Consider the following 20506-nt stretch of genomic DNA (forward strand, 5'->3'; position numbering starts at 1 on the left):
GCCGAGCGCTCAACCTTCACCGTCCGGGGCGAACACCTCGGCGAGCCACCGGGCCGACCGCTCGGGCCCGGCGCGCCGCAGCTGGTCGGCCGAGTTGCAGCCGACCATGGTCCGAGCACCGTCGAGGCCGCCGCCGGCGAAGGGCTCCGATGCGTCGATGAGCTGGTGGAGCCGGCTGGTCGTCGCCATGGTCTCGCCGGTGACGAGGTCGGCCATCTCCCCGTGGGTGCCGTCGCGCAGCGCCGACCAACGGTTCTCGGCGATGCGCCAGCTCGAGGGTGCGCCCAGCGCCTCCCCGTCGCGGTGCCGGTCCACCAGGTGGAGCACCAGCGCCTGGACCAGGGAGGCCACGGCGCGGGCCGCCTCGATGGTGGGCTGCACGTCGGGCACCCGGACCTCGAGGGTGCCGTGCACCACGTGGGGCCGGAGCTCCCACCACCACCGCCCCGCTTCGGGAACCCAGCCGGTGTCGGCGCCCCAGGCCAGTTCATCGGCGTACGCCTCCCACGATCGCAGCACGGGCGGAACACCTTGGCGGGGCAGCTGGGCGCAGATCAGCGGGCGCACCGAGCTCAGGCCGGTGTCACGGCCCTCGTGGATCGGGGCGGCCGAGGCGAGTGCGGCCAGCTCGGGGAGGAGGCCGCGCAGCGCGTTGTAGACGGCGAGGGCGGCGTCGGCATCGCCCACGGCCACATGGACCTGCAGCGCTCCGACGACCTGGCGCTCGGCGACGATGCCGTACTGCGATCCCATCGCCCGCGACCGTTCGTTGGCGCTGACGGCGACGGGCTGCTGGAGGTGCGGGTGCACCGCAGCCGCAGCCGGCCGCGCGTCTCCCCCACACGTGTCGATCAGCCGCGCCCGCCCGGCGGCCAGCTCGCGGGCGGCAGCAGCTGCGGTCCGGTGCGGCTCCGTGATGATCTCCACCTGGCACGCCGGAAGCTCGGTCTTGATCTGGGGGTGGGCGGCGGCACGGACCACCTCCGCGGCCACAGGAACCGGCTGGAACGTGGAGGGGTCGAGGAGGAGCACCTCTTCCTCGAGGCCGACGGTGCCCGGTTCGTTCTGATCGAAGACGGCCCGGATGGCGCGAGCGTCGGGCGGGCGGGTGCCTCTCATGTCGCGAGCAGTTCCCGCTGACGGGCGGTCCAAACCACGGGGATCGGACGAGGTTTGATCCTCCCTGACCTCGGGAACCGAGACCTGTCCGACACGAGCAAGGGAAGCGGTGCACCATGCCGCCGACGCAGTCCGGCGCCGAGCCGAGCAACGCCGACCTACGATCAGGCCATGGACGATGGCCCGATCGACGACTACTTCCAGGTGAGCGTGGACAGCGAGGCCACGCCCCCTCGTGTCACGGCCTCCGGCGAGATCGATGCCGCGTCGGCAGAGGAGTTCGGCCAAGCGATCGATTCGGCCCTGGAAGCGGGTGGCGGCGTCGTGCTCGACCTCGGGGCGGTCACGTTCATGGACTCGTCGGGCCTACGGGTGATCGCCGTCGCCCTCCGCCGCGCCCGCGAGCACGACCGGCCCTTCACCGTGGCGCCGGCGAGCGATGCGGTGCAGCGCATCTTCGACATCACCGGCGTGACCGCCCTCCTGAACCCGTAGCGGCCAGCGCCCCGACGATGGCGGTGCGTCTCCTGGACCCGACGCGTGGTGCCGATCGGTGCGGCATCGGGCACGAGTACCTCACCGGGCCGATCGGCTGACCCGTGAGCGATCGACCGAGCTACCGCCCCATCCCCGTGGAGTCCACCGCTCCGCACCTCCAGATGGAAGACCCCGAGCCCGTCGAGGCTCGACGGGCCACCCGACGGCTGCTGGCCCAGGCATCGCTCGACCACGAGACCGAGGAGGGGCTGGTCGGCGCGGTGAGCGAGGTGGTCACCAACGCCGTGCTGCACGGCGCGCCACCGGTCCGGGTGCTCGGCTGGGCCCAGGACGGCCAGGCCGTCATCACCGTGACCGACCAGGGCAACGGCCCTGCGGACCCCGAGGCCGGCCTCCAACCCGCGTCTCGGCGCCCCGGCGAAGGCGGCTTCGGGCTCTGGCTGGCCCACCAGATGTGCCGCGAGGTGACCATGGGCCGCCACGCCGACGGGTTCACCGTGCGCCTCGTCGCGCAGCCCTAGATCAAGACGGACGGCCCGGGGTCTTCGACGGGGGCCGCTCCCCGACCCGGATCAAGATGGCGGCCACGTCGTCGGAGGTCGCCCGGTGCTCGGGATCGGAGCCGCGTGCTTCCTCCACCAGGCGGTGGAGGTCGTCGTCGAGGTCGGGGGCACGGGACCGCCCGAAGCTGGCCGCGAGCCGCTCGATCCCCCGATCGATGGTCTCGCCCCGCCGCTCCACCAGGCCGTCGGTGTAGGCGAGCACCATGGCGCCGTCGACCAGCGGGCTGTAGACGAGCTCGCTCGCCTGGAGCGGCAGGCCGAACATGGGGTGCTGGTTGCCGTCGAGGACGTGCACGGTCCCGTCGGGCTCGCGGACCAGCGGGTACGGGTGCCCGGCGCTGCTGTGGCCGATCCGCCCGCCGACCGGGTCGAGGTGCAGCAGCAGGGCGGTCGCGTAGGTGGGCTCGGGTCCGGTGATCATGGTGTTGGCGGTGGCGAGCACCTCCCCCAGCGGGGCGCCGGCGCGGAGGAGACCGGTCAGGAGGTGCTGGATCTGGGCCATGGCCGCGACGGCGTTGACGCCGTGGCCGACCACGTCGCCGATGATCACCACCGCGCTGCCGTCGGCGAGCGTGATCGCCTCGTACCAGTCGCCGCCCATCCCCAGGGCGGCGGCGGCGGGCTCGTAGAACGGCACCATGTCGAGGCCGGCGACCTCGGGCAGCGGTGCCAGCAGCCGGCGCTGCATCGACGAGATGACGGCGTGCTCGGCCTCGAAGAGGCGCACGCGCTCGAGGGTCTGGGCGGCCAGGTCGGCGAGGGTCGACAAGGTGGCTCGCAGGCGGTGGTCGAAGCGCATCGCCGTCGGCCACCCCAGCGAGACCACGCCCATCGGGGTCCCGTCGCTGTCGCACAGGGGCACGACCGCCGCCGCACCGATCCCTCCTCGGGCGGCCTGGGCCGCGGCCTCGGGGTAGCGGGCGCGGTAGTGGTCCAGGTCGGGGATCCAGATCGGTTCGTCGTCGCGCACCGCATCGGTCACCGGCAGGTCCGAGGTCACCGGGATGCGCTCGTAGCGCCGGTCGATCTCGGCCGGCAGTCCGCTCGGGATCACCGGCAGCAAGGCGGCGGACTCCGAGTCGAGGAGGCGGAGGTTCGCCACGGTGGCCCGGAGGTCCGACCGACCGTGCGCCTGCAGCAGGCGGGCCACATCGGTGGTGCTGCGCGCCGCGGCCATCGACGAGGCGAGTCGCGCCAGGTCCTCGGTGTGGCCGGCCAGCTGGGAGCGCACGATGGCCTGGCCGCACAGCCGTGAGAGCGTCTCGATGGCGTTGAGGTCGACCTCGTCGAGCGAGGTGGGCTCCTCCCACCGCAGGACGAGCACGCCCATCGGCTCGTGGACGTCGTCGTAGAGCGGCGACGCCACCAGCGCCCCCAGCGGGTCGGCGAAGACCTCGGATCCCGGCGTCGCGACATCGGGGTGGTGCAGGATCGTCTCGGCCTGGGCGAGCGCGGCGGCCACGGGACCGGCGCTGTCCAGCGGCACGATCCGCTCGACGTCGCCGCTGATGGTGATGCTCTCGGCATCGTGGGCGAGACCGATGTCGACGTGGTCGGCCCGGAGGACGACGGGCGCGTCTTCGCCGATCACCGCCAGCACCTCCTTCTCCGAGGCCGCCGCGGCCAGCCGACGACCGAGGTTGGCCAGCGCCGCATCGGTCCGCGCCGTGCGATCGCGCTGCACGCGCAGGCGGCGGTTGTCGAGGGACGCGGCGATGCGTGCACCGATGGCCTCGGCCACCGCCAGGTCCTCCTCCGCGTACGACCGGCGGCCCGGGGCCATCACGAACTGGATGGCCCCGAGGGAACGGCCGCGCTTGCGGAGGGCCACGGTGATCGAGCTCTGCAGACCGAGGTCGCGGATGATCTGGCGCAGCTCCGGCGAGGCGTCCGACGCGGCGATGACCGCCTCGTCGATGTGCGGGTGGAACTCGGCACGGCCGGTGCGGATCACCGCGGCGACGCCCCCGCTCGCTGCCGGGTCGAACGGGAACCGGTCCTGCAGCTCCCGGGCGTACGCGACCATCGCCGGGTCCCGGTGCGAGATCTCTGTCAGGGGCACGGTGGCGGACTCGGACTCCAGGACGGAGATGCCGCACCAATCGCTGAAGCTCGGGACCACCGCCTGGGTCACCCTGGTCATCAGCTCCGCGAGGTCGTTGGCGTCCTCGAGGGCATCGTTGACGGCCTGGACCAGCTCCAGCCGCTCGCGCTGCACCCGTTCCCGAGCCAGCGATTCCTCGGTCATGGCCGCGAGGTGCTGGCGCTGGCTCTCGGCCGCGGCTCGCTCGGTGATGTCGTGGCAGCACCCGATGGTGCCCGTCACCTCACCGGCGGCATCGAGCGTCACCCGCCCGGCGCCCTCGACCCACCGGACCGATCCATCGGGGGCGATCACCCGGTGCTCGACGCGGTAGTGGGACTTGTTGGCCACGGCCTCCTCGACGCCGCGCAGGACCTCGTCGCGGTCGTCGGGGTGCAGCAGCGAGGTCCAGGCCTCGAAGGTGCCATCGAACCCCCCGGGCTCCACACCGAAGACCCGTTCCATCTCGGGATCCCACTCGGTGACCCCGGAGGCGAGGTCCCAGCGCCACGTCCCGAACCCGCCGGCATCGAGTGCGAGCCGAAGGTGATCGGTGAGGGCCTCGGTCTCGCGCTGGAGCAGCGCGAGCTCGGCCAGATCGTCCGTGGCCCCCACGATGAGCTCGATCTCGCCGTCGTCGCCGAGGAGCGCGGTGGTCACGGTGACGACGTGCACGGCGGTGCCGTCGCGGTGCACCAGGTGGCGCTCGGCATGGTGCGTGCGGCCCGCCAGGAGGGCTTCCAAGATGGCGGGACCGTCGGCCGCGGCGTCATCCGGGCCGAGGATCTCGAAGATCGGGCGGCCGAGGACGCTGGCGGCCGGCCATCCGTAGAGCCGCTCGGCGGTCGCGTTCCACAGGCGGATGGTCCCCCACCTATCGGTGACCACGATGGCTCGCGGCAGGACATCGACGATGCGGCGGAGCAGGAGCGAATCAAGCTCGACGTCCGATGGCACCTGCCCCTCCTCTCGACCCGTGGGCCAATCCTCCCATGGCGACGCGCTGCCCGCGCGACGGTCACCGCAAACCTCACCCGTGGGTATGACCGGGTGGCAACCCGGGCACTGGGGCTGCACAACCCTCCCAAACATCTGGAGCCCCCATGCTGTACACGATCCTCGTCATCATCGCCGCCATCGTCTTGGCCGTGATCATCCTGAACGTCATCCGCAGCGGCGGCCGGACCGTCTGATCCCACCCGCCCCCGCACGAACCGGCCGACGTGGCCCCGAGAGCTGCCCCGATCACGATCGACGGGCTGATCGGGGCGCTCGGTCGCACAGAACCCACAGAACCCACAGAACCCACTGACCCCACTTCGGGTCCCCAGGAAGGATGCGAACCATGAACGAGGCCATCGACTCGGCGGGACGACCCGTCGTCTCCCAGCAGGTCGAGACCCGACCGACCGCCGGCTCCGCGGGGCTGCGGATCTTCCAGCTCGCCTCCGCGATCGCAGGGGCGGTCCTGTTCGGCCTCGGGCTCGTCGCCGTCTTCAAGGTCGACTTCTCCGTCGGCCTCCTCGACACGTCCGGGTCGGTGGCGAACTTCGGCTTCAGCGCAGCTGGAGCCATCGCTGCGATCCTCCTCGGCGGCGCGATCCTGGTGTCGGCGCTCGCCGACCAGGACCGCGGCGCCACCGCATTCGTCGGGCTCGTCACGATCGCCGTGGGCATCGCCGCGCTGGTCGTGGACGGTCAAGCCGATGCGAAGGTGCAGGTGGACCACCGTTCGGCGGGCCTCTTCATCATCGTGGGCGCCGTGGCGTTCGTCTGCTCGCTCATGCCGTGGTGGTCGCGGCGCCGCACCACCACCGTCGTGCGCTGATCCCGTGCCCCGGCCGTGAACGAGCCCCAGCACCCTGAGTACGAGCCCGTCGGCGCGCTCGAGATCGCCGAGCGGCTCAGCGTGGCCCGGGCCACGGTCGAGCAGTGGCGGGTCCGGCCCCACACCCCACCGTTCCCCGAGCCCCGGTGGACCGTGGGCGGCCGCCCCGCGTGGAGCTGGCCCGATGTCGAGGAGTGGGCCCGGGCCGCGGGTCGCCGCTGATCGAGCACCGCACGCCAAGCGCTACCGCCCCTCCGCCGACGGATCCGCGAGGTACCGCTCGAGGTGGTCGAGCGAGCGCCGGTTGCGGATCACCGCGAGGGGTGCGGCGATGAAGGTGAAGAGCCGCGCCGGGCCGATGGGCTCCTCGGAGAAGGCGACCTCGGTGACGCCGCCTCCGGGCTCGGTGACCTCGAAGCGGACCTCGGCGCGGCCGATGGGCCGGGCCCGCACCTCGAGCACGAGGAGGTTCGGGGCGTGGACCTCCTTCGAGCTGGAGCTGTCGTCGAGGGTGAGGGGGCCGACCAGCCCCACCCGGTGGTGGAACGACGAGCCGGGTGCCGGCCAGGTGGGGTCGACGGCCCGCATCGCCTTGGCCCCCACCAGCCAGTGCGGATAGGTGCGAGGGTCGGCCACGGCGGCGAAGACGTCATCGATCGGGTGGTCGAAGGAACGACGGACAGTGGTCACGGGTGAGCTCCTCTGCGTCTCCAGGGTCGGGTTCGGTCGTGCCAGATCGCGGCGCGCGCCGCGTTGGCGCCCGGTGCGCCGTGCAGGCCGCCACCGGGGTGGGCCGATGACGAGGCCAGGTAGAGGCCGCCGATCGGCGTGACGGCTCGGCCCAGCCCGGGGACGGGCCGGAACACGAGCTGCTGGTGGAGCTGCGCGGTCCCGCCGTTGATCGCCCCCGATGACAGGTTCGGGTTCTCCGCCTCGAACCGCTCCGGGGTGAGCACGTGGCGGCCGCGGATGAGGTGCTGGAACCCGGGGGCGAGCGCCTCGACCTGGGCTTCGATGCGGGCGACGAACCCGCCGACGTCGTCGTCGGACCAGTCGCGGCCCAGCACCCCGGCGCCATCGCCCCTCACGCGGCGGGGGACGTGCGTGTAGGCCCAGGCCGTCTCCTTCCCGGCCGGTTGACGGCTCGGGTCGGTCATCGACTGCTGGCCGATCAGGAGGAAGGGCCGCGCCGGCAGCAGGCCCCGCGCCAGCTCGGAGGCCACCACGGTGAGGGCGTCGGTGTCCTCGGCGACGTGGACGGTGCCCGCACCGCGAGCCTCGGCCGAGGACCACGGGATCGGGCCGTCCAGCGTCCAGTCGACCTTGAACGTGGCGTCGTCCCAGTGGAACCGCTCGATGTCGCCGAGGACGGCATCGGGCAGGTCGCCGGCTCCGACGAGGCTCGTGTAGAGCATCGGGGCGTTGACGTCGGCGAGCACGGCCCGCCCGGCGCGGACGGTGCCGGCGCCCGTCAGGTGCACACCGACGGCACGGCCCCGGTGCACCTCGACCCGATCGACCGCCGCCGCGCAGTGGACCTGGCCGCCGCGCGACTCCAGACGGGCGACGAGCGCGCTGGTCACCGCCCTCGCGCCGCCTTCGGGGACGGGGAACCCGTTGGTCTGGCCGAGGCAGCACATCAGCCAACCGAAGAACCCGCTCAGCGTGGACTCCGGCGTCAGGTCGGCGTGGAGGGCGCAGCCGGCGAGCAGCCGGCGGCTGGCCGACCCGCCCAGCTCCTCCTCACCCATCCGGCGCGCCGGGAGCATCAAGAACCGGCCGAGCCGGGCGAGGTCGCGAGGGGGCAGGTGCCGGACCAGCCCGGCGGCCGCGGCGACGGGTGGGAACGGCCGGTACAGGAGGTGCGACAGGTGGGGCTGGAGGTCGGTCCAGCGCTGCACGAGCGCTTCCCAGGAGGCGCCATCGCCGGGGTGGAGCGCATCGAGCGACGCCATCGTCACGTCGATGTCTCTGGAGATCACCGGGCACGAACCGTCGAGCGCGGGATGGGCGAGGACGGTCGGCGCGTGGAGCCAGCGGAGCCCGTGGTCCGAGAGGTGGAGGTCGTCGATCGGGCTCCCTTCGGTGGCCAGGGGGTAGAACGCGCTGCAGACGTCGTTGAGGAAGCCGGGCTCGATCAGCTCGGCCGACCGCACCGACCCTCCGGGCTCGTCGCCGGCTTCGAGCACGACGACGCTCCAACCAGCGTCGGCGAGCAGGTTGGCGGCGACCAGGCCGTTCGGGCCGGCGCCGATCACGATCGCGTCGGCATCCACCGGCTCGGTCCCCACGGACATGGTCAGCTCACCGCCCGACCGGCGGTCAGCGGTCCCAGTGGCGGTGGAGGGCGAGCTGGTCGAAGAAGTCGTCGGGTCCGGTGGAGACGCCGGCCGCGGAGGCGTCGATGCCGAGCGGTTCCGCCCATGCCGGATCGGTCACCGCGATGGTCTTGTGGTGGCGGTACGCCTCCTGGACGAACATCCCGGTCCCCTCGTCGGGCTCGCACGCGAGGACCACGCCGTCGTACTCGACGGGGTCGGTGATGTGGACCGTCCGGTCGGAGGCGACGCCCTTGGCGAGCTTCCCGAGGTGGGGGCCGACGGCGACGATCTCGACGCCCAGCGGGTCGGCCGCGGACCGCCAGGCCGAGAGCGCCCTGGTGGTGGTCGTGTCGTCGACGATCACGGCGACGACCCGGCCGGCCGGCGTCGTCGGCTCCTGCCGGTCCAAGGAGAGGGCCCCCGAGAGGATCGCCGGTTCGACGGGGGCACCGTCGGGCACGGCGATGCCGAGGTGGGCCGCCACCTGCTCGGCGAGATCGGCGTCGACCTGGGCCAGGTTGGCCACCATGCGGGCGTGGATGCCAGGGCTCACGCACTTGGCCAGCTCGAAGCTGAACGCTCCGGCGATGTGCTCCTGCTCGACGGCGGTGAGCGACCGGTAGAAGAGGGTGGCCTGGCTGAAGTGGTCGTCGAAGCTGGCGGGGCGCAGCTTCACCTTCGGTCCCGCCACCTCGCGGGGCGGGTGCGTGTAGGCGCCGTCACCGGTGCGGGCGAACGGGCAACCGCCGCCGAGCGAGTTCGGCGTGTATGCGGCCACGCCCTCGTGCACGGCCTGCTGCATGGAACCGTCGCGGTTGTTGTCGTTGACCGGGGCGATGGGCCGGTTGATCGGGATCTGGTTGAAGTTGGGCCCGCCGAGGCGGGTGAGCTGCGTGTCCAGGTAGGAGAAGAGCCGGGCGTGCAGCAGCGGGTCGTCGACGAACCCGATCCCGGGGACCACGTGCCCCGGGTGGAACGCCACCTGCTCGGTCTCGGCGAAGTAGTTCGTGGGGTTGCGGTCGAGGGTCATGACCCCGACGGTGCGGACCGGGCAGAGCTCTTCGGGCACGAGCTTGGTGGCGTCGAGCAGGTCGATGCCCTCGAAGGTCTGGTCATCGGTGTCGGGCATGACCTGCACGCCGAGCTCCCACTGGGGCGGGTTGCCGGACGCGATCCGGGCGTGGAGGTCGCGGCGGTGGAAGTCCGGGTCGATGCCGCCGAGCTTCTGCGACTCCTCCCAGACGAGCGAGTGCACCCCGGCGACCGGCTTCCAGTGCCACTTCACGAGCGACGTGGACCCGTCCGGTGCGGTGAGGCGGAAGGTGTGGACCCCGAAGCCCTCCATCGTGGCGAAGGACCGAGGGATCGCCCGGTCCGACATCGCCCACATCAACATGGCGGTCGACTCCGGCTGCAGGCTGACGAAGTCCCAGAACGTGTCGTGCGCCGACTGGGCCTGCGGGATCTCGCGGTCGGGCTCGGGCTTCACCGCATGGACCAGGTCCGGGAACTTGAGGCCGTCCTGGATGAAGAAGATCGGGATGTTGTTGCCCACCAGGTCGAAGTTGCCCTCGTCGGTGTAGAAGCGGGTGGCGAAGCCGCGCACGTCGCGCGCCGTGTCCGCCGAGCCGCGCGAACCGGCGACCGTCGAGAACCTCACGAACACGGGAGACGTGGTCCCCGCCCGGAGGAAGCTCGCCGCACAGAGGTCCTCGAGGCCGTCGACCGCCCGGAAGGTGCCGTGGGCGCCGGCGCCACGGGCGTGGACCGCGCGCTCGGGGATCCGCTCGTGGTCGAAGTGCATGATCTTCTCGCGGAGGTGGAAGTCCTCCAGGAGCGAGGGGCCGCGCGCCCCGGCGGTGAGAGAGTTGTCGGCGTCGTCGACCCGGACGCCGTGCGCCGTGGTGAGCCGATCGCCGGCCTGCGCCCAGGGCGGTGACGTGGCCTCATCGACCCCGGTCCCGGTCTCGGTCGCGCTGACCTTCCCCGCGGCCCGCTTGAGCTCCGCGGCGGCGACTGCCGCCGCCTTCGGCGGGCGGGACGAGCCGACCGGGTTGTCCTGGGGAGACGCGCTCGTCGCTTCGTCGCGGTTCGGTGATCGGGCCCCGTCGCGGGCGATGGGCCCGGTGGGTGCCTTCGGGGTTCGCTTCGCAGCCATGGATTCCCTCCGTATGGGGTGAGTGGCGAGAGGCGGGCACGGGCCGCCGTCCTCGCCTGTCCGCAGCCCAGCTGCCGGTCACGGCAGGTGCAGGTCCTGGGCGACTCCTCCTACCCGAAGTTCGAGCGGCCTATCCCGACATGCCTCAGATGACCCCAGGGCCCTCGGGCCGGCCCGCTGCGACCGATCAGCGCTCGTCGATGGGCCCGTGCCGTCGGGAGTGGTAGCCGAGCGGGATCACGTACCAGATCAAGATCGCGGCGATGATCACCAGGGGCCCGAACCACCGCACCCACGACCCGGGGAACGCCGCCTCGCCGGCCACGTAGATCGCCGCTCCCAGACCGAGCCCGAGGCACGCGGTGCCGGCCAGGGCGAGGTGGTTCGCCATCATGATCATCTCCTCCTTGATCCCTCGGCGGAACCGGAGGCGGTGGTGCACGGTGGGAGCGATGAGCAGGATCGACGCCAGGGCGACGAGGGTCACCGCCGCGAAGTAGACGTCGCGGGCGCTCGTCGGGAGGTCGTGGAACCGGTCGGTGAACGGGACGGTGAGCAGGAAGGCGAACAGCACCTGGACGCCGGGGAGCGCCACCCGCAGCTCGCCGAGGAGCTGGTCGAGCTCCCGGTTGAGGCGCTCGGGCTCGCTCTCCTCCCTCGGCGCCTGAGCGGGATGAGCACCGCTGTCCGAGTCGCTGCTGACCGGGCCCATCTCGCGTCGACCTGCGCCTTCGGCGGTTCCGTCAGCCGGCCGGGTAGCCGGACGCCGCCAGCTGCCTGGCGAGGTGCGCTGCGTTGGCGGCCATGGTCCCGATGGTGTCCGTGACCTTCTCGGGGACCGGGTCGAGGTCCTTGAAGTCGACCGAGCCCATGGCTTCGCCGACCCAGTACGCGTGACCGCCGGCGGGGATGGTGAAGCCGACGTCGCTGAGCGCTTGGAACACCTGGGCGGACACGTTGTGGGCCCCGTCCTCGTTGCCGACCGTGGCGGCGATGCCGACCCGATCGAAGGTGATCATCCGACCATCGTCATCGGTCTCGCTGAGCAGGGCGTCGAGCCGCTCGAGCACCCGGCGGCAGACGCTCGACGGGTTCCCCAGCCAGATCGGCGTGCCGATGACGAGGATCTGGGCATCGAGGATCTTCTGCCGGATCGGCGGCCACGCGTCTCCGTCACCTTCGTCCGAGCTGGTGCCCGGCTTGATGTCGAGGTCGACGGCGCGGATGGTCTCCGTGGTGACGTCGTGCTCGCCGAGCGCATCGGCGATGAGGCTGAGCATCCGATCGCAGCTCGAATCCTCCGGTGAGGGCTTGAGCGTGCAGTTGATGGCGACAGCAGCGAGGGCGGTCATCGTCGGCTGGTGATGGACATGCCGCCGGGGCCGACCAGGGCACCGATGATGATCAGGATGATCCCGAAGATGATCTGCCCTTGGACGATCTGGACGATGCCGGCGATGACGAGGATGGCTGCGATGAGCCAGAGGATGGTTCCGATCATGGATCCTGCTGCCCGCAACGGATCGGATCGAAACCTGCCCCCGTGACGATCGATCGACTCGAACCGGACCGGCGCCGATGGTCGATCGGCCCCACGGGCAGGCGCAGGGACAGCCGCAAGCGCGAGCGAGCGGTCTCGTCCCGGCGCCGTCGGGGTACCGGCGAGGCCATGGAGATCGGCTACACCCTCATGTGCGAGCAGTCAGATCCGCGGAGCCTGGTGCGGAACGCGGTGGCCGCGGAGGCCGCTGGCTTCGACTTCTCGGTGATCAGCGACCACGCCTTCCCCTGGCTCGAGGAGCAGGGGCACTCACCGTACGCGTGGAGCGTGCTGGGTGCCGTCGCCCAGGCCACCGAGCGGATGGAGCTGATGACCTACGTGACCTGCCCGATCAAGCGGTACCACCCGGCGATCGTGGCGCAGAAGGCGGCCACCGTCGGCCTCCTCTCCGAGGGGCGGTTCACGCTCGGCCTCGGCGCCGGCGAGAACCTCAACGAGCACGTCGTCGGCGGGGGCTGGCCGCCGGCGAACACCCGCCACGAGATGCTCGTCGAAGCGGTCGAGATCATCCGGGGCCTGCTCGACGGCGGCTACGTCAACCACCGGGGCACCCACTTCGAGGTCGACTCGGCGAAGCTGTGGGATCGGCCCGAGGACCCGGTGCGGATCGGCCTCGCCGTGTCGGGCGCCCAGTCGTGCGCCATCGCCGGTGAGCTGGCCGACCTCATGATCGCGGTCGAGCCCGACGCCGAGCTCGGCGCCGCGTTCGATGCGGCCGGCGGCCAGGGCAAGCCGAGGGTCGGCCAGATGCCGGTGAGCTTCGACCGCGATCGAGACGCCGCGATCGACCGGGCCCACGATCAGTTCCGGTGGTTCGGCGGCGGCTGGAAGGTCAACGCCGAGCTGCCCGGGCCCGCCGCGTTCGCCGCGGCGTCCCAGTTCGTCACCCGCGACGACGTGGCCGAGTCGATCCCGTGCGGCGACGACGTCGACGCGGTGGTCGCCGCCGCGGCGGAGTGGGCCGATGCCGGGTTCACGCATCTGGCGCTGTGCCAGATCGGTGGCGACGCCCAGGAGGGCTTCACGACCTGGGCCGAGTCCGACCTGCTCCCTGCCCTCCGCAGCGCGCACCGGAGCAGCTGAGCGCTCCCCGTCGGCGGGACCGGGAGACCGGTCCGTCCCGAAACCCTCGAGCCTGGGCGGCGCTCGACGTGGGATCGTCGCGGGGAAGGCGTGTCGATCGCGACCTCGGAGGTCGGTCCATGACGGAAGCAGCCGGATCCCAGCTCGTCGCCGTGTGCTTCGGGGCGGCCGATCCCGCGGGCCTGGCCCGCTTCTGGGCCCAGGCCCTGCGCTGGGAGGTCGCCGAGGCGACCTCCGACGGCGTACCCCTGACCCCGACCGACGGCACCGGGTTCACCCTGCTGTTCCGACCGCTGTCAGGCGATCAGACCAGCCGCAAGCGCCTCCACCTCGACCTGACCACCTCGTCGCTCGGCGATCAACGGGGGTCGGCGGAGCAGCTGGTCGGGCTCGGTGGCCGTCACATCGACATCGGCCAGACACCGGAGGAGGGCCATCTCGTCCTGGCCGACCCGGAGGGCAACGAGCTGTGCCTGATCGGACCGGACAACCGGTTCCTCGCCGACTGCCCTCGCCTCGGGGCGGTCTGCTGCGACGGCACCCGAGCGGTCGGCGTGTTCTGGAGCGAGGCGCTGGGCTGGCCGCTGGTGTGGGACCAGGACGAGGAGACAGCCGTCCGCGCCCCCGACGGCACCGGCCCGATGATCACGTGGGGCGGTCCGCCGCTGGTCCCGAAGCACGGGCGCAACCGCCTGCACCTCGATCTGGCGCCGCGCCCGGCCTCCGACCCGTCCTCGGAGGTGGAGCGCCTCGTCTCGCTCGGCGCCACCCGAGTCGAGGAGCGCGAGAGCAGGAGCTCCCCGGGCGGTGGCCGGGTCCTGCTGGCCGACCCCGACGGCAACGAGCTCACGGTCCGCTCGCGCTGATCCGGGCTCCCGTGCCGGCCGACCTCACGCGACCGCGACGCTTGCGGGTTCGCTGATCTCCGCTCGCTCGGTGCCGGCGGAAGGGATCGGGGTCCGCACGCCTACGAGGACGTTGAGCATCGAGCAGAGCGGATCGAACCGGCTCAGGACCCGGGTCCTGAAGGCGAAACCCTCGGCGCCCCGGGCTGCTCGGATCAGCTCCTCGATCGGATGGGCGCGCTGCGCCGACCGCACGCCGTCGTGGCGGCTCACGGGCGAGCGCATCAGCACGAGGTGGGCGGCCGCGACCGCCGCGACGGCGTGCCGATCGGGGCGCAGATCGAGGTGGACGCACGCCTCGGCTGACCCTGCCGACTGCGCCGCGAACAGGGCATCGAGGTCGGGACCACGGAGGTGGTGGAGCAGCGCCGTCGAGGTGAGGATGGTCGCGTCGTCGCGAGGCGCGCGGGCATCGCCCACCTCGAAGCGGCAGGCCAGGCCTTCCGCCGCCGCCAAGCTTCGGGCCCGATCGACGAGCATCGGGTTGAGGTCGATCCCGACGAGCTCGAGGTCTGCGCCCATGGGCCGGCGCGCCAGGCTGCGGACCAGGTCACCGTCTCCGCAACCCAGGTCGACGATCCGGATCGGAGCCGATCGATCGGTCTGTCGGATCCCATCGACGACGGGAGCGAGCAGCCACCTCATGCGCCGGTGGTTCGCCGTCACCCGCGAGAGGCGGGCGATCTCGCGGTGGACCTCGACCTCGAGCCGATCGATGGCCACGGGATCGAGCGTGGCCCCGCCCGGCACCTGGGTGACCAGGCGCGCGGCCCAAGCATCACCAGCCAGCTCGCAGGACCGGATCGCGGCCTGCCGCGACACCGCGGGGCGCGACCCGTCGGGCGCGAACTGCTGCAAGAGGTCCAGCACCTCGACGCGATCTCGTCGCGCTCCACCCAGGCTCATGGCCCCTCCGAGCGATCAGCGGAACGCGCGGTAGCCGGTGTTCCACATGAGCGGGAACAGCCAGAGGGCGAGTCCCAACGGCAGGGTGACCACGAGTGCCGGCAGGCCGGCTCTCGTGCGCTTGCCGTACTTCCACCCTTCGCCGACCGCGGCGACGAGGAAGCACAGGACCGCAGCCAAGTAGAAGAAGAACTGGCCTTTGAGATCGATCATGAGGGTCTGCCTCCGTGGTTCAGGTGAGGATCAGGATGATCAAGAGGATGATGACGAGCGTTCCTACCCCGATGTACACGGCGCCTCCTATGGCTGGCGGGACGCACCCGACTACCCACCCGCCACGCTCCCGAGACACGACGGAGCAAGAAGGTCCGGAGGGCCCCCGCCCCACCAGCCTCGTGCCGCGAGGCGACCGCACCAGCGCTCGCGTCGCACCGCGCCAAGGCCCGTGCCGGAACCGAGCGAGGGTCTAGGCGGATGCGTCGGTGGCAGGTGCCGGGGACTCGACCTCGCACTCGATGACGGCGACCGCCAAGATGCCGACCACCACCATGACCAGTGCGCCACCGAGCCCGTACAGGTCGGAGCCGACGAGCGCGGCGACGACGATGACGGCGGGTCCCGCGCGCAGCAGTCCTCGCTGAGAGAGCCGGCGCAGGGTGGTCGTGCACACCGCTTGGACACCGATCAGGGCCACCGCGATCGCGACCGCCTCGACGTTGGACTGGGACGCGACCGCGAGCAGCAGGATGGGGATGGCGCCAAACAGGATGCCGACGTAGGGGATGACGCTCGCCACTCCCAGCACGATGCCGAGCACGAGGGGCGTGGGAAGACCCGCCCACCACGCGAGCATCCCGCCGATCACGCCCGCGGCGATCCCGAGGGCGCCCGCGGTGATGACGTAGCGCTGGGTGAGCCACGCCGCGCGCGCGGCGACGTCGCCCACGTGGGCTTGGAGCTCGGGGTCGCGTATCTGCTTCTGAGCGCCGTCGAGCATCGACGGGCCCCAGATGAGGAAGAAGACGACCAGGATCCCGCTCACCAGGAAGGCGGGAGCGGTGCCGGCGGCATCCTTGAGGGTGGGCTCGGGTGCGACGTGCTGGGACGTCTGGTGCACGAGATCGTCGACGAGCGACCCGAAGCGCAGCTGGGTGAGCACGCCGTCCCTGCCGCCGCGCTGCTCGAGCTCGGCGGCGGCGGCGGGCAGCCGCTCCTGGAGCTGGGCGAGCTGGCCCTGCAGCTCGTGGGACACGGCGAACCACAGCCCGATCACGGCTCCCGCGCTGAGCAGCAGCGTGAGGATGATCCCGAGGGCGCGGGGCACCCACCGGTCGAGGCGGTCGATGATCGGCCAGAGCACCAGCGCGGTGACCGCGGCCGCCACGACCCAGCCGATCGGCTGGCGGGCCGCCAGGAACACGTTGCGGGCGACGATGACCCCGACGATCGTGGCGACGGCGAGCAGCACCGAGGAACCGGAGGCCCGCACCCGGCGAGCCGTCCACTCCGGGCGGGCAGCCAGGCCAGGTCTGGGCATCGCACCTAGGCTACCGACGATGACGGACCCCGGTTCGGACGCAACGCCCTCGGCCCGCGAGATCGGGATCGAGGAGGGGCGCATCCTGGCGGTGGTGGACTGGCACTCCTACCTCCACCTCGCGCTCGGCCTGCTGCTGCTGCTCGTCGTCACGGGCTTCGCCCGCTCCACCGTCGACTCGCTCACCAAGATCGTGATCGCCGGCGTCCTGGCGCTCGCGCTCGACCGCCCGGTCCGGATGCTCCAGGGACGCGGCATGTCACGGGGGGCGTCCGCCGCCGTGGTGACCCTGGCGCTCATCGGCGCACTGGTGCTGGTGGCGGTGCTGCTCGTCCCGCCGGCGGTGCGCCAGGCCGCCGCGTTCTCCGACGACCTCCCCTCCACCTTGGAGCAGTTCTACGACTTCCCGGTCGTCGGCAACCGCATCGCCCAGGCCGACATCGCGGCCAAGTCCGACCGGTGGCTCGAGGAGCTCCCTGGCACCGTCACCACCGACAGCGTGAGCGACATCATGACCCGCTTGGTGCTGGGGATCGCCAGCGTGCTCCAGGTGCTGCTGCTCACCCTCGCGTTCATCCTCGACGGCGAGACGCTGGTGGCCCGCACGCGCTCGCTCGTCCCCGATCACCTCATATCGCGCGTCGACCGCGGCGGAGCCCTCGTCTACGACATCCTCGGCCGCTACTTCGCCGGCTCGCTGCTCGTGGCCGTCATGAACGGCACCTACATCCTCGCCGTGGGCCTCGTGATCGGTGTCCCCCTCATCGTGCTCGCCGCGATCTGGGTGATGATCACCAACCTGATCCCCCAGATCGGCGGGTTCCTGGGCGGCTCGGTCTTCGTCGTCCTCGCGCTCACCCAAGGGGCCGCGACCGGGGCCATCGCCGCGGTCGCCTTCATGGCCTACATGAGCGCCGAGAACTACTTCATCCAACCCGCGATCGTGGGCAAGGCGGTGAACCTGTCGCCCCCCACCACGATGATCGCCGCCATCGTGGGGGGCACGGCGGCCGGCGTGCCCGGCGCCCTGATCGCCACGCCGCTCGTCGGCTCGGTCAAGGCGATCCTCCTTGCGGTGCGCCAGCGCGACAGCGAGCTGATCGAGGCAACGGATCGCGACCACGACGGCGACGGCGACGACCACGACGGCGGATCGCACGCTTCCCCGCCGTGAGCCGGTCGAGCGCGTGCCGTGCGATCGTCAGGCGCGTGGTGGCACCCGGCTTCAGGACGCGGCCGGCATGTCACCGGGTTCGCGGGCCGGGGCGCCGACCGGCTCGTCGCTCGCTGGGCGGCCGAACCGCCAGAGGCCTTGGGGCCGTGCCGGCAGGGCGGCCGTGAGCACCTTGCCTCCCTGGAGGGTGAACGCCCGGCGGCAGTCGGTGCAGCGGCCGAGGACACGGCCGCTCGTCCGACCTCGGCCCGCCCGGAACACGATGTCGCCGCCACAGCTCAGGCACTCCAGATGGATCTCCATCTCGACTCCTCCTCGGTGATCCGCGTCGATCGCCTAGTGAGTACCCGGCGCCACGATCGACCAACCTCGATCGGGACCGAATCCACCACGGCCCGGTGAGCGACCGTCGATCCGGCCCTCCCGAATCTCAACGACAGCGAAGTGCGGCGATCCCTACGTCCAGCCGGCGCGGGTCAGCGCGGCCGCATCGTTGGCAACGCTGAGCCCACCCTGGCCGAGAAGGGCGTGCTCGCTCGTGCCGCCGCTCACAGCCGAACGGCGCCGAGGCCGAGCGCGTCGCTGCCCGCCGCCAGATCGACGTCGACCTCGACCTCCGCGCCGCTCAGGGATTCCAACCGCTCGAGCTGGAGGCGGAGCACGGGCTGGCGGGATTCGGGGGCGACCGCCAGCAGGTCGTCCAGCGCGGCGCGCAGCCGGCGGGCGACCTGAGGGGAGCCGGCGCCGGCCATGCGGATCTCGTCGAACGCGAGGTGCACGTACGCGTCCCAGGTCATCGTGGGCACGACGAGGCGGATCGTCCCTTCGGCGTCGGCGTGGTTGCCGTCGGGGAACTCGCGTCCGGCCAGCTGGCGGAGGCAGTCGTGCACGCGATCGAGCGCCTGCACGGCGGTCGTCGGGTCCAGGAACGGCGAGTCGGACAGGGATCGCTCGGCGATGTCGACCAGCATCCGCAACCCGTAGGCGGGGTCCTGGTCCAGCTCCCGCTCCTTCGTCAGGAGCACGTCGTTGATCACCGCAGATCGATCGAGCTCGGCCGCGTCGCCGTGGACCCGGAGCATCGGGGCTCCCACCGGCACGTACGTCCCGATGGCCGGGATCAGCTCCAGGAGGCAATCCGCCTGGTGGGCCACCTTTACCAGCGACTCGTGGTCGACCCGGGACACCACCCCCGACGACGGAGCCGTGATCGTGTCGGCATCGTCGACCACGGCCTCGTCCAGCTCACCGGGGTAGAGCTCGTCGAACACCCGCCGAGTGTCGTCGCTCACCAGCTCGATCAGCGAAGCCACCCGCAGGGCCTGACCGAGGTGGTGGACGTACACGACGAGCGTGGCGATGCTGATGAGGACCAGGACGAACGCCACGACCACGGAGAGCCCCGGCACCTGGCCCGAGCCGGTGAAGTTGACCGCGCGCATCGCCAAGATGGCGTGGGCGAACGTGGCCACGAAGATGCCGATGGCCAGTTGGCTCGGACGGTCCCGAAGAATCGTCTGGACGATCCGCGGAGAGAACTGGGCCATCGCCAGCTGCACCACGACCATCGTGATCGTCAGCACCAGCGCCGCCAGCGACACCATGGACAGCGCCACCGTGGAGAGGATCGTCAAGGCGGCGTCCGGTCCTCCCACGAAGCGTTCGGGCACCAGCTCGTAGTCGGACCAGCGATCGATGGAGAGCGTCGCGAACGACGTCGCGACGCCCGCGAGCACGCACGCCACCGGCAGGAACCAGAGCCCGGTCTTCGCGCTGCTGAAGAGCCTGAACATGCGCACGTGGTGCTCCTTCGTCGGTGCTCAGTGCCCCAAGGTGCGCCGCGGTAGACGAGCCAGGCCCCACGACGCGCGCCCACCGTGATCGTCGAGCCGGATCACCTGGTGGGTGACCACCCGACCTTCGCCGCACCCGCGCCCGCCCGGGCTCGACCCCGTCGACGGGCTCAACCTCGAAGCTCTCGCTCGAGATCGATCTCCGGGTCGTGCTCGATCTCCCCGATCAGCTCGGCCTTGCTCGATGACCCGGCGTGCTCGATGCCGTGCGAGCGGGCGTAGGACCGGACCTCGCTGGCGGTCATCGAGTGCAGCTCGTCGATGACCTCCTGGGCTTCGAGCTCCGCCCCTCGGTCGCGCCGCTCCAGCCCGATCGGATCCAGCAACGCCGCCAGCGCGCCGGGGTCCTCCACGGTGACCGTGAGGCCGCGGTGGCGGACGAGACCGAGAGGATCGATGCCACGCACCGGGTCCTTGAACGAGATGCAGACGCCCGCGCGCTGGTTCGTCGCGAACGTGAGGCCCCCATCCCGCAGCGACAGGTGGGCCGGACCAATGGTCTTCGGGATCGAGTAGGGCCCGGTGATCGCAGCCTCGGCGACGTTCGCACGGGTCGTCTCGACCCTCCACGGTCCGAACCGGGCGCTGATGCGCTCCTCGTCGACATCCACCCAGGCGGTGGTCGATCGGATCCCCAAGAGCCGTGCGGGCACAGCGAACAGCGGATCGAACCCGAACGGGAAGTGGTGGACGTCGGACATGGCTGAACCTCCAGGAGCGTTGGATCCACGACTACCCCGGATCGTCTCCGCGCAGTCGGGCCCGGCGATCTCAGTCCTCAGCGAAGACGACATGGCCGCCCGTCCTGGGCCGAGCCGGCGGACGGGATCGTTCACGGCGCTCCTACCGAGCCGTCGGGTCTGACGGGGCCGTCTGCGGGGAATCATCCAGTTGATCACCGACGAGAGGAGCTCGCT

At 71.7% G+C, this 20506-nt stretch carries 21 protein-coding genes; 7 read left to right on the plus strand and 14 right to left on the minus strand.

Annotation, left to right across the window (positions count from 1 at the left end):
• Positions 1-9 precede the first annotated feature (9 nt).
• A complete protein-coding gene (locus tag ACPPVX_RS08985) occupies positions 10-1119 on the minus strand; it encodes a carboxylate-amine ligase (RefSeq protein WP_426574557.1) in 1110 nt (369 codons plus the stop codon).
• Positions 1120-1290: 171 nt separating this feature from the next.
• Between ACPPVX_RS08985 and ACPPVX_RS08990 the strand changes: the two genes are divergently transcribed.
• Both ACPPVX_RS08990 and ACPPVX_RS08995 read left to right on the plus strand, forming a co-directional pair.
• Positions 1291-1614 (plus strand): STAS domain-containing protein, encoded by a 324-nt coding sequence (locus ACPPVX_RS08990; RefSeq protein WP_426574558.1) that lies wholly within the window; start codon positions 1291-1293, stop codon positions 1612-1614.
• A gap of 104 nt (positions 1615-1718) precedes the next feature.
• Positions 1719-2138 (plus strand): ATP-binding protein, encoded by a 420-nt coding sequence (locus ACPPVX_RS08995; RefSeq protein WP_426574559.1) that lies wholly within the window; start codon positions 1719-1721, stop codon positions 2136-2138.
• Position 2139: 1 nt separating this feature from the next.
• Here the strand turns inward: ACPPVX_RS08995 and ACPPVX_RS09000 are convergent, their stop codons facing one another.
• Positions 2140-5220, minus strand: coding sequence for a SpoIIE family protein phosphatase (locus ACPPVX_RS09000; protein WP_426574560.1), 3081 nt, complete (start codon positions 5218-5220; stop codon positions 2140-2142).
• 388 nt (positions 5221-5608) lie between these two features.
• Between ACPPVX_RS09000 and ACPPVX_RS09005 the strand changes: the two genes are divergently transcribed.
• Entirely contained in the window at positions 5609-6091 is a 483-nt protein-coding gene (locus ACPPVX_RS09005) for a hypothetical protein (RefSeq protein ID WP_426574561.1), read from the plus strand.
• A 15-nt stretch (positions 6092-6106) separates the two neighbouring features.
• Positions 6107-6313: a DNA-binding protein gene (locus ACPPVX_RS09010; RefSeq protein ID WP_426574562.1), complete on the plus strand. Its 207-nt coding sequence runs from the start codon at positions 6107-6109 to the stop codon at positions 6311-6313.
• A gap of 21 nt (positions 6314-6334) precedes the next feature.
• Here the strand turns inward: ACPPVX_RS09010 and ACPPVX_RS09015 are convergent, their stop codons facing one another.
• The 6 genes from ACPPVX_RS09015 to ACPPVX_RS09040 all read right to left on the minus strand — a co-directional run bounded on the left by ACPPVX_RS09015 (position 6335) and on the right by ACPPVX_RS09040 (position 12068).
• Entirely contained in the window at positions 6335-6781 is a 447-nt protein-coding gene (locus tag ACPPVX_RS09015) for an SRPBCC family protein (RefSeq protein WP_426574563.1), read from the minus strand.
• Positions 6778-8388: a phytoene desaturase family protein gene (locus tag ACPPVX_RS09020; protein WP_426574564.1), complete on the minus strand. Its 1611-nt coding sequence runs from the start codon at positions 8386-8388 to the stop codon at positions 6778-6780. Before ACPPVX_RS09020 ends, ACPPVX_RS09015 begins: the two co-directional genes overlap by 4 nt.
• 25 nt (positions 8389-8413) lie before the next feature.
• Positions 8414-10570 carry a catalase gene (locus tag ACPPVX_RS09025; RefSeq protein WP_426574565.1) on the minus strand — a complete coding sequence of 719 codons (2157 nt, stop codon included), beginning with the start codon at positions 10568-10570 and terminating at the stop codon, positions 8414-8416.
• A gap of 187 nt (positions 10571-10757) precedes the next feature.
• Positions 10758-11282, minus strand: coding sequence for a DUF6328 family protein (locus ACPPVX_RS09030; RefSeq protein WP_426574566.1), 525 nt, complete (start codon positions 11280-11282; stop codon positions 10758-10760).
• A gap of 31 nt (positions 11283-11313) precedes the next feature.
• Entirely contained in the window at positions 11314-11922 is a 609-nt protein-coding gene (locus ACPPVX_RS09035) for a flavodoxin family protein (RefSeq protein ID WP_426574567.1), read from the minus strand.
• Positions 11919-12068 carry a GPGG-motif small membrane protein gene (locus tag ACPPVX_RS09040; protein WP_426575019.1) on the minus strand — a complete coding sequence of 50 codons (150 nt, stop codon included), beginning with the start codon at positions 12066-12068 and terminating at the stop codon, positions 11919-11921. The genes ACPPVX_RS09035 and ACPPVX_RS09040 overlap by 4 nt, the downstream gene beginning before the upstream one ends.
• 171 nt (positions 12069-12239) lie before the next feature.
• On the opposite strand from ACPPVX_RS09040, the gene ACPPVX_RS09045 reads away from it, so the two are divergent.
• Both ACPPVX_RS09045 and ACPPVX_RS09050 read left to right on the plus strand, forming a co-directional pair.
• Entirely contained in the window at positions 12240-13214 is a 975-nt protein-coding gene (locus ACPPVX_RS09045) for a TIGR03557 family F420-dependent LLM class oxidoreductase (RefSeq protein ID WP_426574568.1), read from the plus strand.
• Between the two features lie 119 nt (positions 13215-13333).
• A complete protein-coding gene (locus ACPPVX_RS09050) occupies positions 13334-14080 on the plus strand; it encodes a VOC family protein (RefSeq protein ID WP_426574569.1) in 747 nt (248 codons plus the stop codon).
• Positions 14081-14104: 24 nt separating this feature from the next.
• Here the strand turns inward: ACPPVX_RS09050 and ACPPVX_RS09055 are convergent, their stop codons facing one another.
• From ACPPVX_RS09055 to ACPPVX_RS09065, 3 genes are all read right to left on the minus strand, one after another.
• A complete protein-coding gene (locus ACPPVX_RS09055) occupies positions 14105-14989 on the minus strand; it encodes a methyltransferase domain-containing protein (protein ID WP_426574570.1) in 885 nt (294 codons plus the stop codon).
• Between the two features lie 51 nt (positions 14990-15040).
• Positions 15041-15238 carry a hypothetical protein gene (locus ACPPVX_RS09060; RefSeq protein WP_426574571.1) on the minus strand — a complete coding sequence of 66 codons (198 nt, stop codon included), beginning with the start codon at positions 15236-15238 and terminating at the stop codon, positions 15041-15043.
• Positions 15239-15491: 253 nt separating this feature from the next.
• A complete protein-coding gene (locus ACPPVX_RS09065; RefSeq protein ID WP_426574572.1) occupies positions 15492-16562 on the minus strand; it encodes an AI-2E family transporter in 1071 nt (356 codons plus the stop codon).
• 19 nt (positions 16563-16581) lie between these two features.
• On the opposite strand from ACPPVX_RS09065, the gene ACPPVX_RS09070 reads away from it, so the two are divergent.
• Positions 16582-17736 carry an AI-2E family transporter gene (locus ACPPVX_RS09070; protein WP_426574573.1) on the plus strand — a complete coding sequence of 385 codons (1155 nt, stop codon included), beginning with the start codon at positions 16582-16584 and terminating at the stop codon, positions 17734-17736.
• 51 nt (positions 17737-17787) lie between these two features.
• Here the strand turns inward: ACPPVX_RS09070 and ACPPVX_RS09075 are convergent, their stop codons facing one another.
• From ACPPVX_RS09075 to ACPPVX_RS09085, 3 genes are all read right to left on the minus strand, one after another.
• Positions 17788-18039 (minus strand): hypothetical protein, encoded by a 252-nt coding sequence (locus ACPPVX_RS09075; protein ID WP_426574574.1) that lies wholly within the window; start codon positions 18037-18039, stop codon positions 17788-17790.
• 245 nt (positions 18040-18284) lie between these two features.
• The gene (locus ACPPVX_RS09080; protein ID WP_426575020.1) at positions 18285-19529 is read right to left on the minus strand and encodes a DUF2254 domain-containing protein; all 1245 of its coding nucleotides are present in this window, start codon (positions 19527-19529) and stop codon (positions 18285-18287) included.
• A gap of 170 nt (positions 19530-19699) precedes the next feature.
• Entirely contained in the window at positions 19700-20425 is a 726-nt protein-coding gene (locus ACPPVX_RS09085) for a hypothetical protein (RefSeq protein ID WP_426574575.1), read from the minus strand.
• Positions 20426-20506 lie beyond the last annotated feature (81 nt).

This window comes from Aquihabitans sp. McL0605 (genome assembly GCF_049993875.1).
GTDB lineage: Bacteria > Actinomycetota > Acidimicrobiia > Acidimicrobiales > Iamiaceae > Aquihabitans.

Excerpts from the sequence above, each read along its gene's own strand:
- ACPPVX_RS09070 (WP_426574573.1), top strand. The coding sequence starts at position 16,582 with ATGACGGACCCCGGTTCGGACGCAACGCCCTCGGCCCGCGAGATCGGG.
- ACPPVX_RS09025 (WP_426574565.1), bottom strand. The coding sequence starts at position 10,570 with ATGGCTGCGAAGCGAACCCCGAAGGCACCCACCGGGCCCATCGCCCGC.
- ACPPVX_RS09035 (WP_426574567.1), bottom strand. The coding sequence starts at position 11,922 with ATGACCGCCCTCGCTGCTGTCGCCATCAACTGCACGCTCAAGCCCTCA.
- ACPPVX_RS09050 (WP_426574569.1), top strand. The coding sequence starts at position 13,334 with ATGACGGAAGCAGCCGGATCCCAGCTCGTCGCCGTGTGCTTCGGGGCG.
- ACPPVX_RS09045 (WP_426574568.1), top strand. The coding sequence starts at position 12,240 with ATGGAGATCGGCTACACCCTCATGTGCGAGCAGTCAGATCCGCGGAGC.
- ACPPVX_RS09005 (WP_426574561.1), top strand. The coding sequence starts at position 5,609 with ATGAACGAGGCCATCGACTCGGCGGGACGACCCGTCGTCTCCCAGCAG.
- ACPPVX_RS09065 (WP_426574572.1), bottom strand. The coding sequence starts at position 16,562 with ATGCCCAGACCTGGCCTGGCTGCCCGCCCGGAGTGGACGGCTCGCCGG.
- ACPPVX_RS09020 (WP_426574564.1), bottom strand. The coding sequence starts at position 8,388 with ATGTCCGTGGGGACCGAGCCGGTGGATGCCGACGCGATCGTGATCGGC.
- ACPPVX_RS09060 (WP_426574571.1), bottom strand. The coding sequence starts at position 15,238 with ATGATCGATCTCAAAGGCCAGTTCTTCTTCTACTTGGCTGCGGTCCTG.
- ACPPVX_RS08990 (WP_426574558.1), top strand. The coding sequence starts at position 1,291 with ATGGACGATGGCCCGATCGACGACTACTTCCAGGTGAGCGTGGACAGC.
- ACPPVX_RS09075 (WP_426574574.1), bottom strand. The coding sequence starts at position 18,039 with ATGGAGATCCATCTGGAGTGCCTGAGCTGTGGCGGCGACATCGTGTTC.
- ACPPVX_RS09030 (WP_426574566.1), bottom strand. The coding sequence starts at position 11,282 with ATGGGCCCGGTCAGCAGCGACTCGGACAGCGGTGCTCATCCCGCTCAG.
- ACPPVX_RS08985 (WP_426574557.1), bottom strand. The coding sequence starts at position 1,119 with ATGAGAGGCACCCGCCCGCCCGACGCTCGCGCCATCCGGGCCGTCTTC.
- ACPPVX_RS09080 (WP_426575020.1), bottom strand. The coding sequence starts at position 19,529 with ATGTTCAGGCTCTTCAGCAGCGCGAAGACCGGGCTCTGGTTCCTGCCG.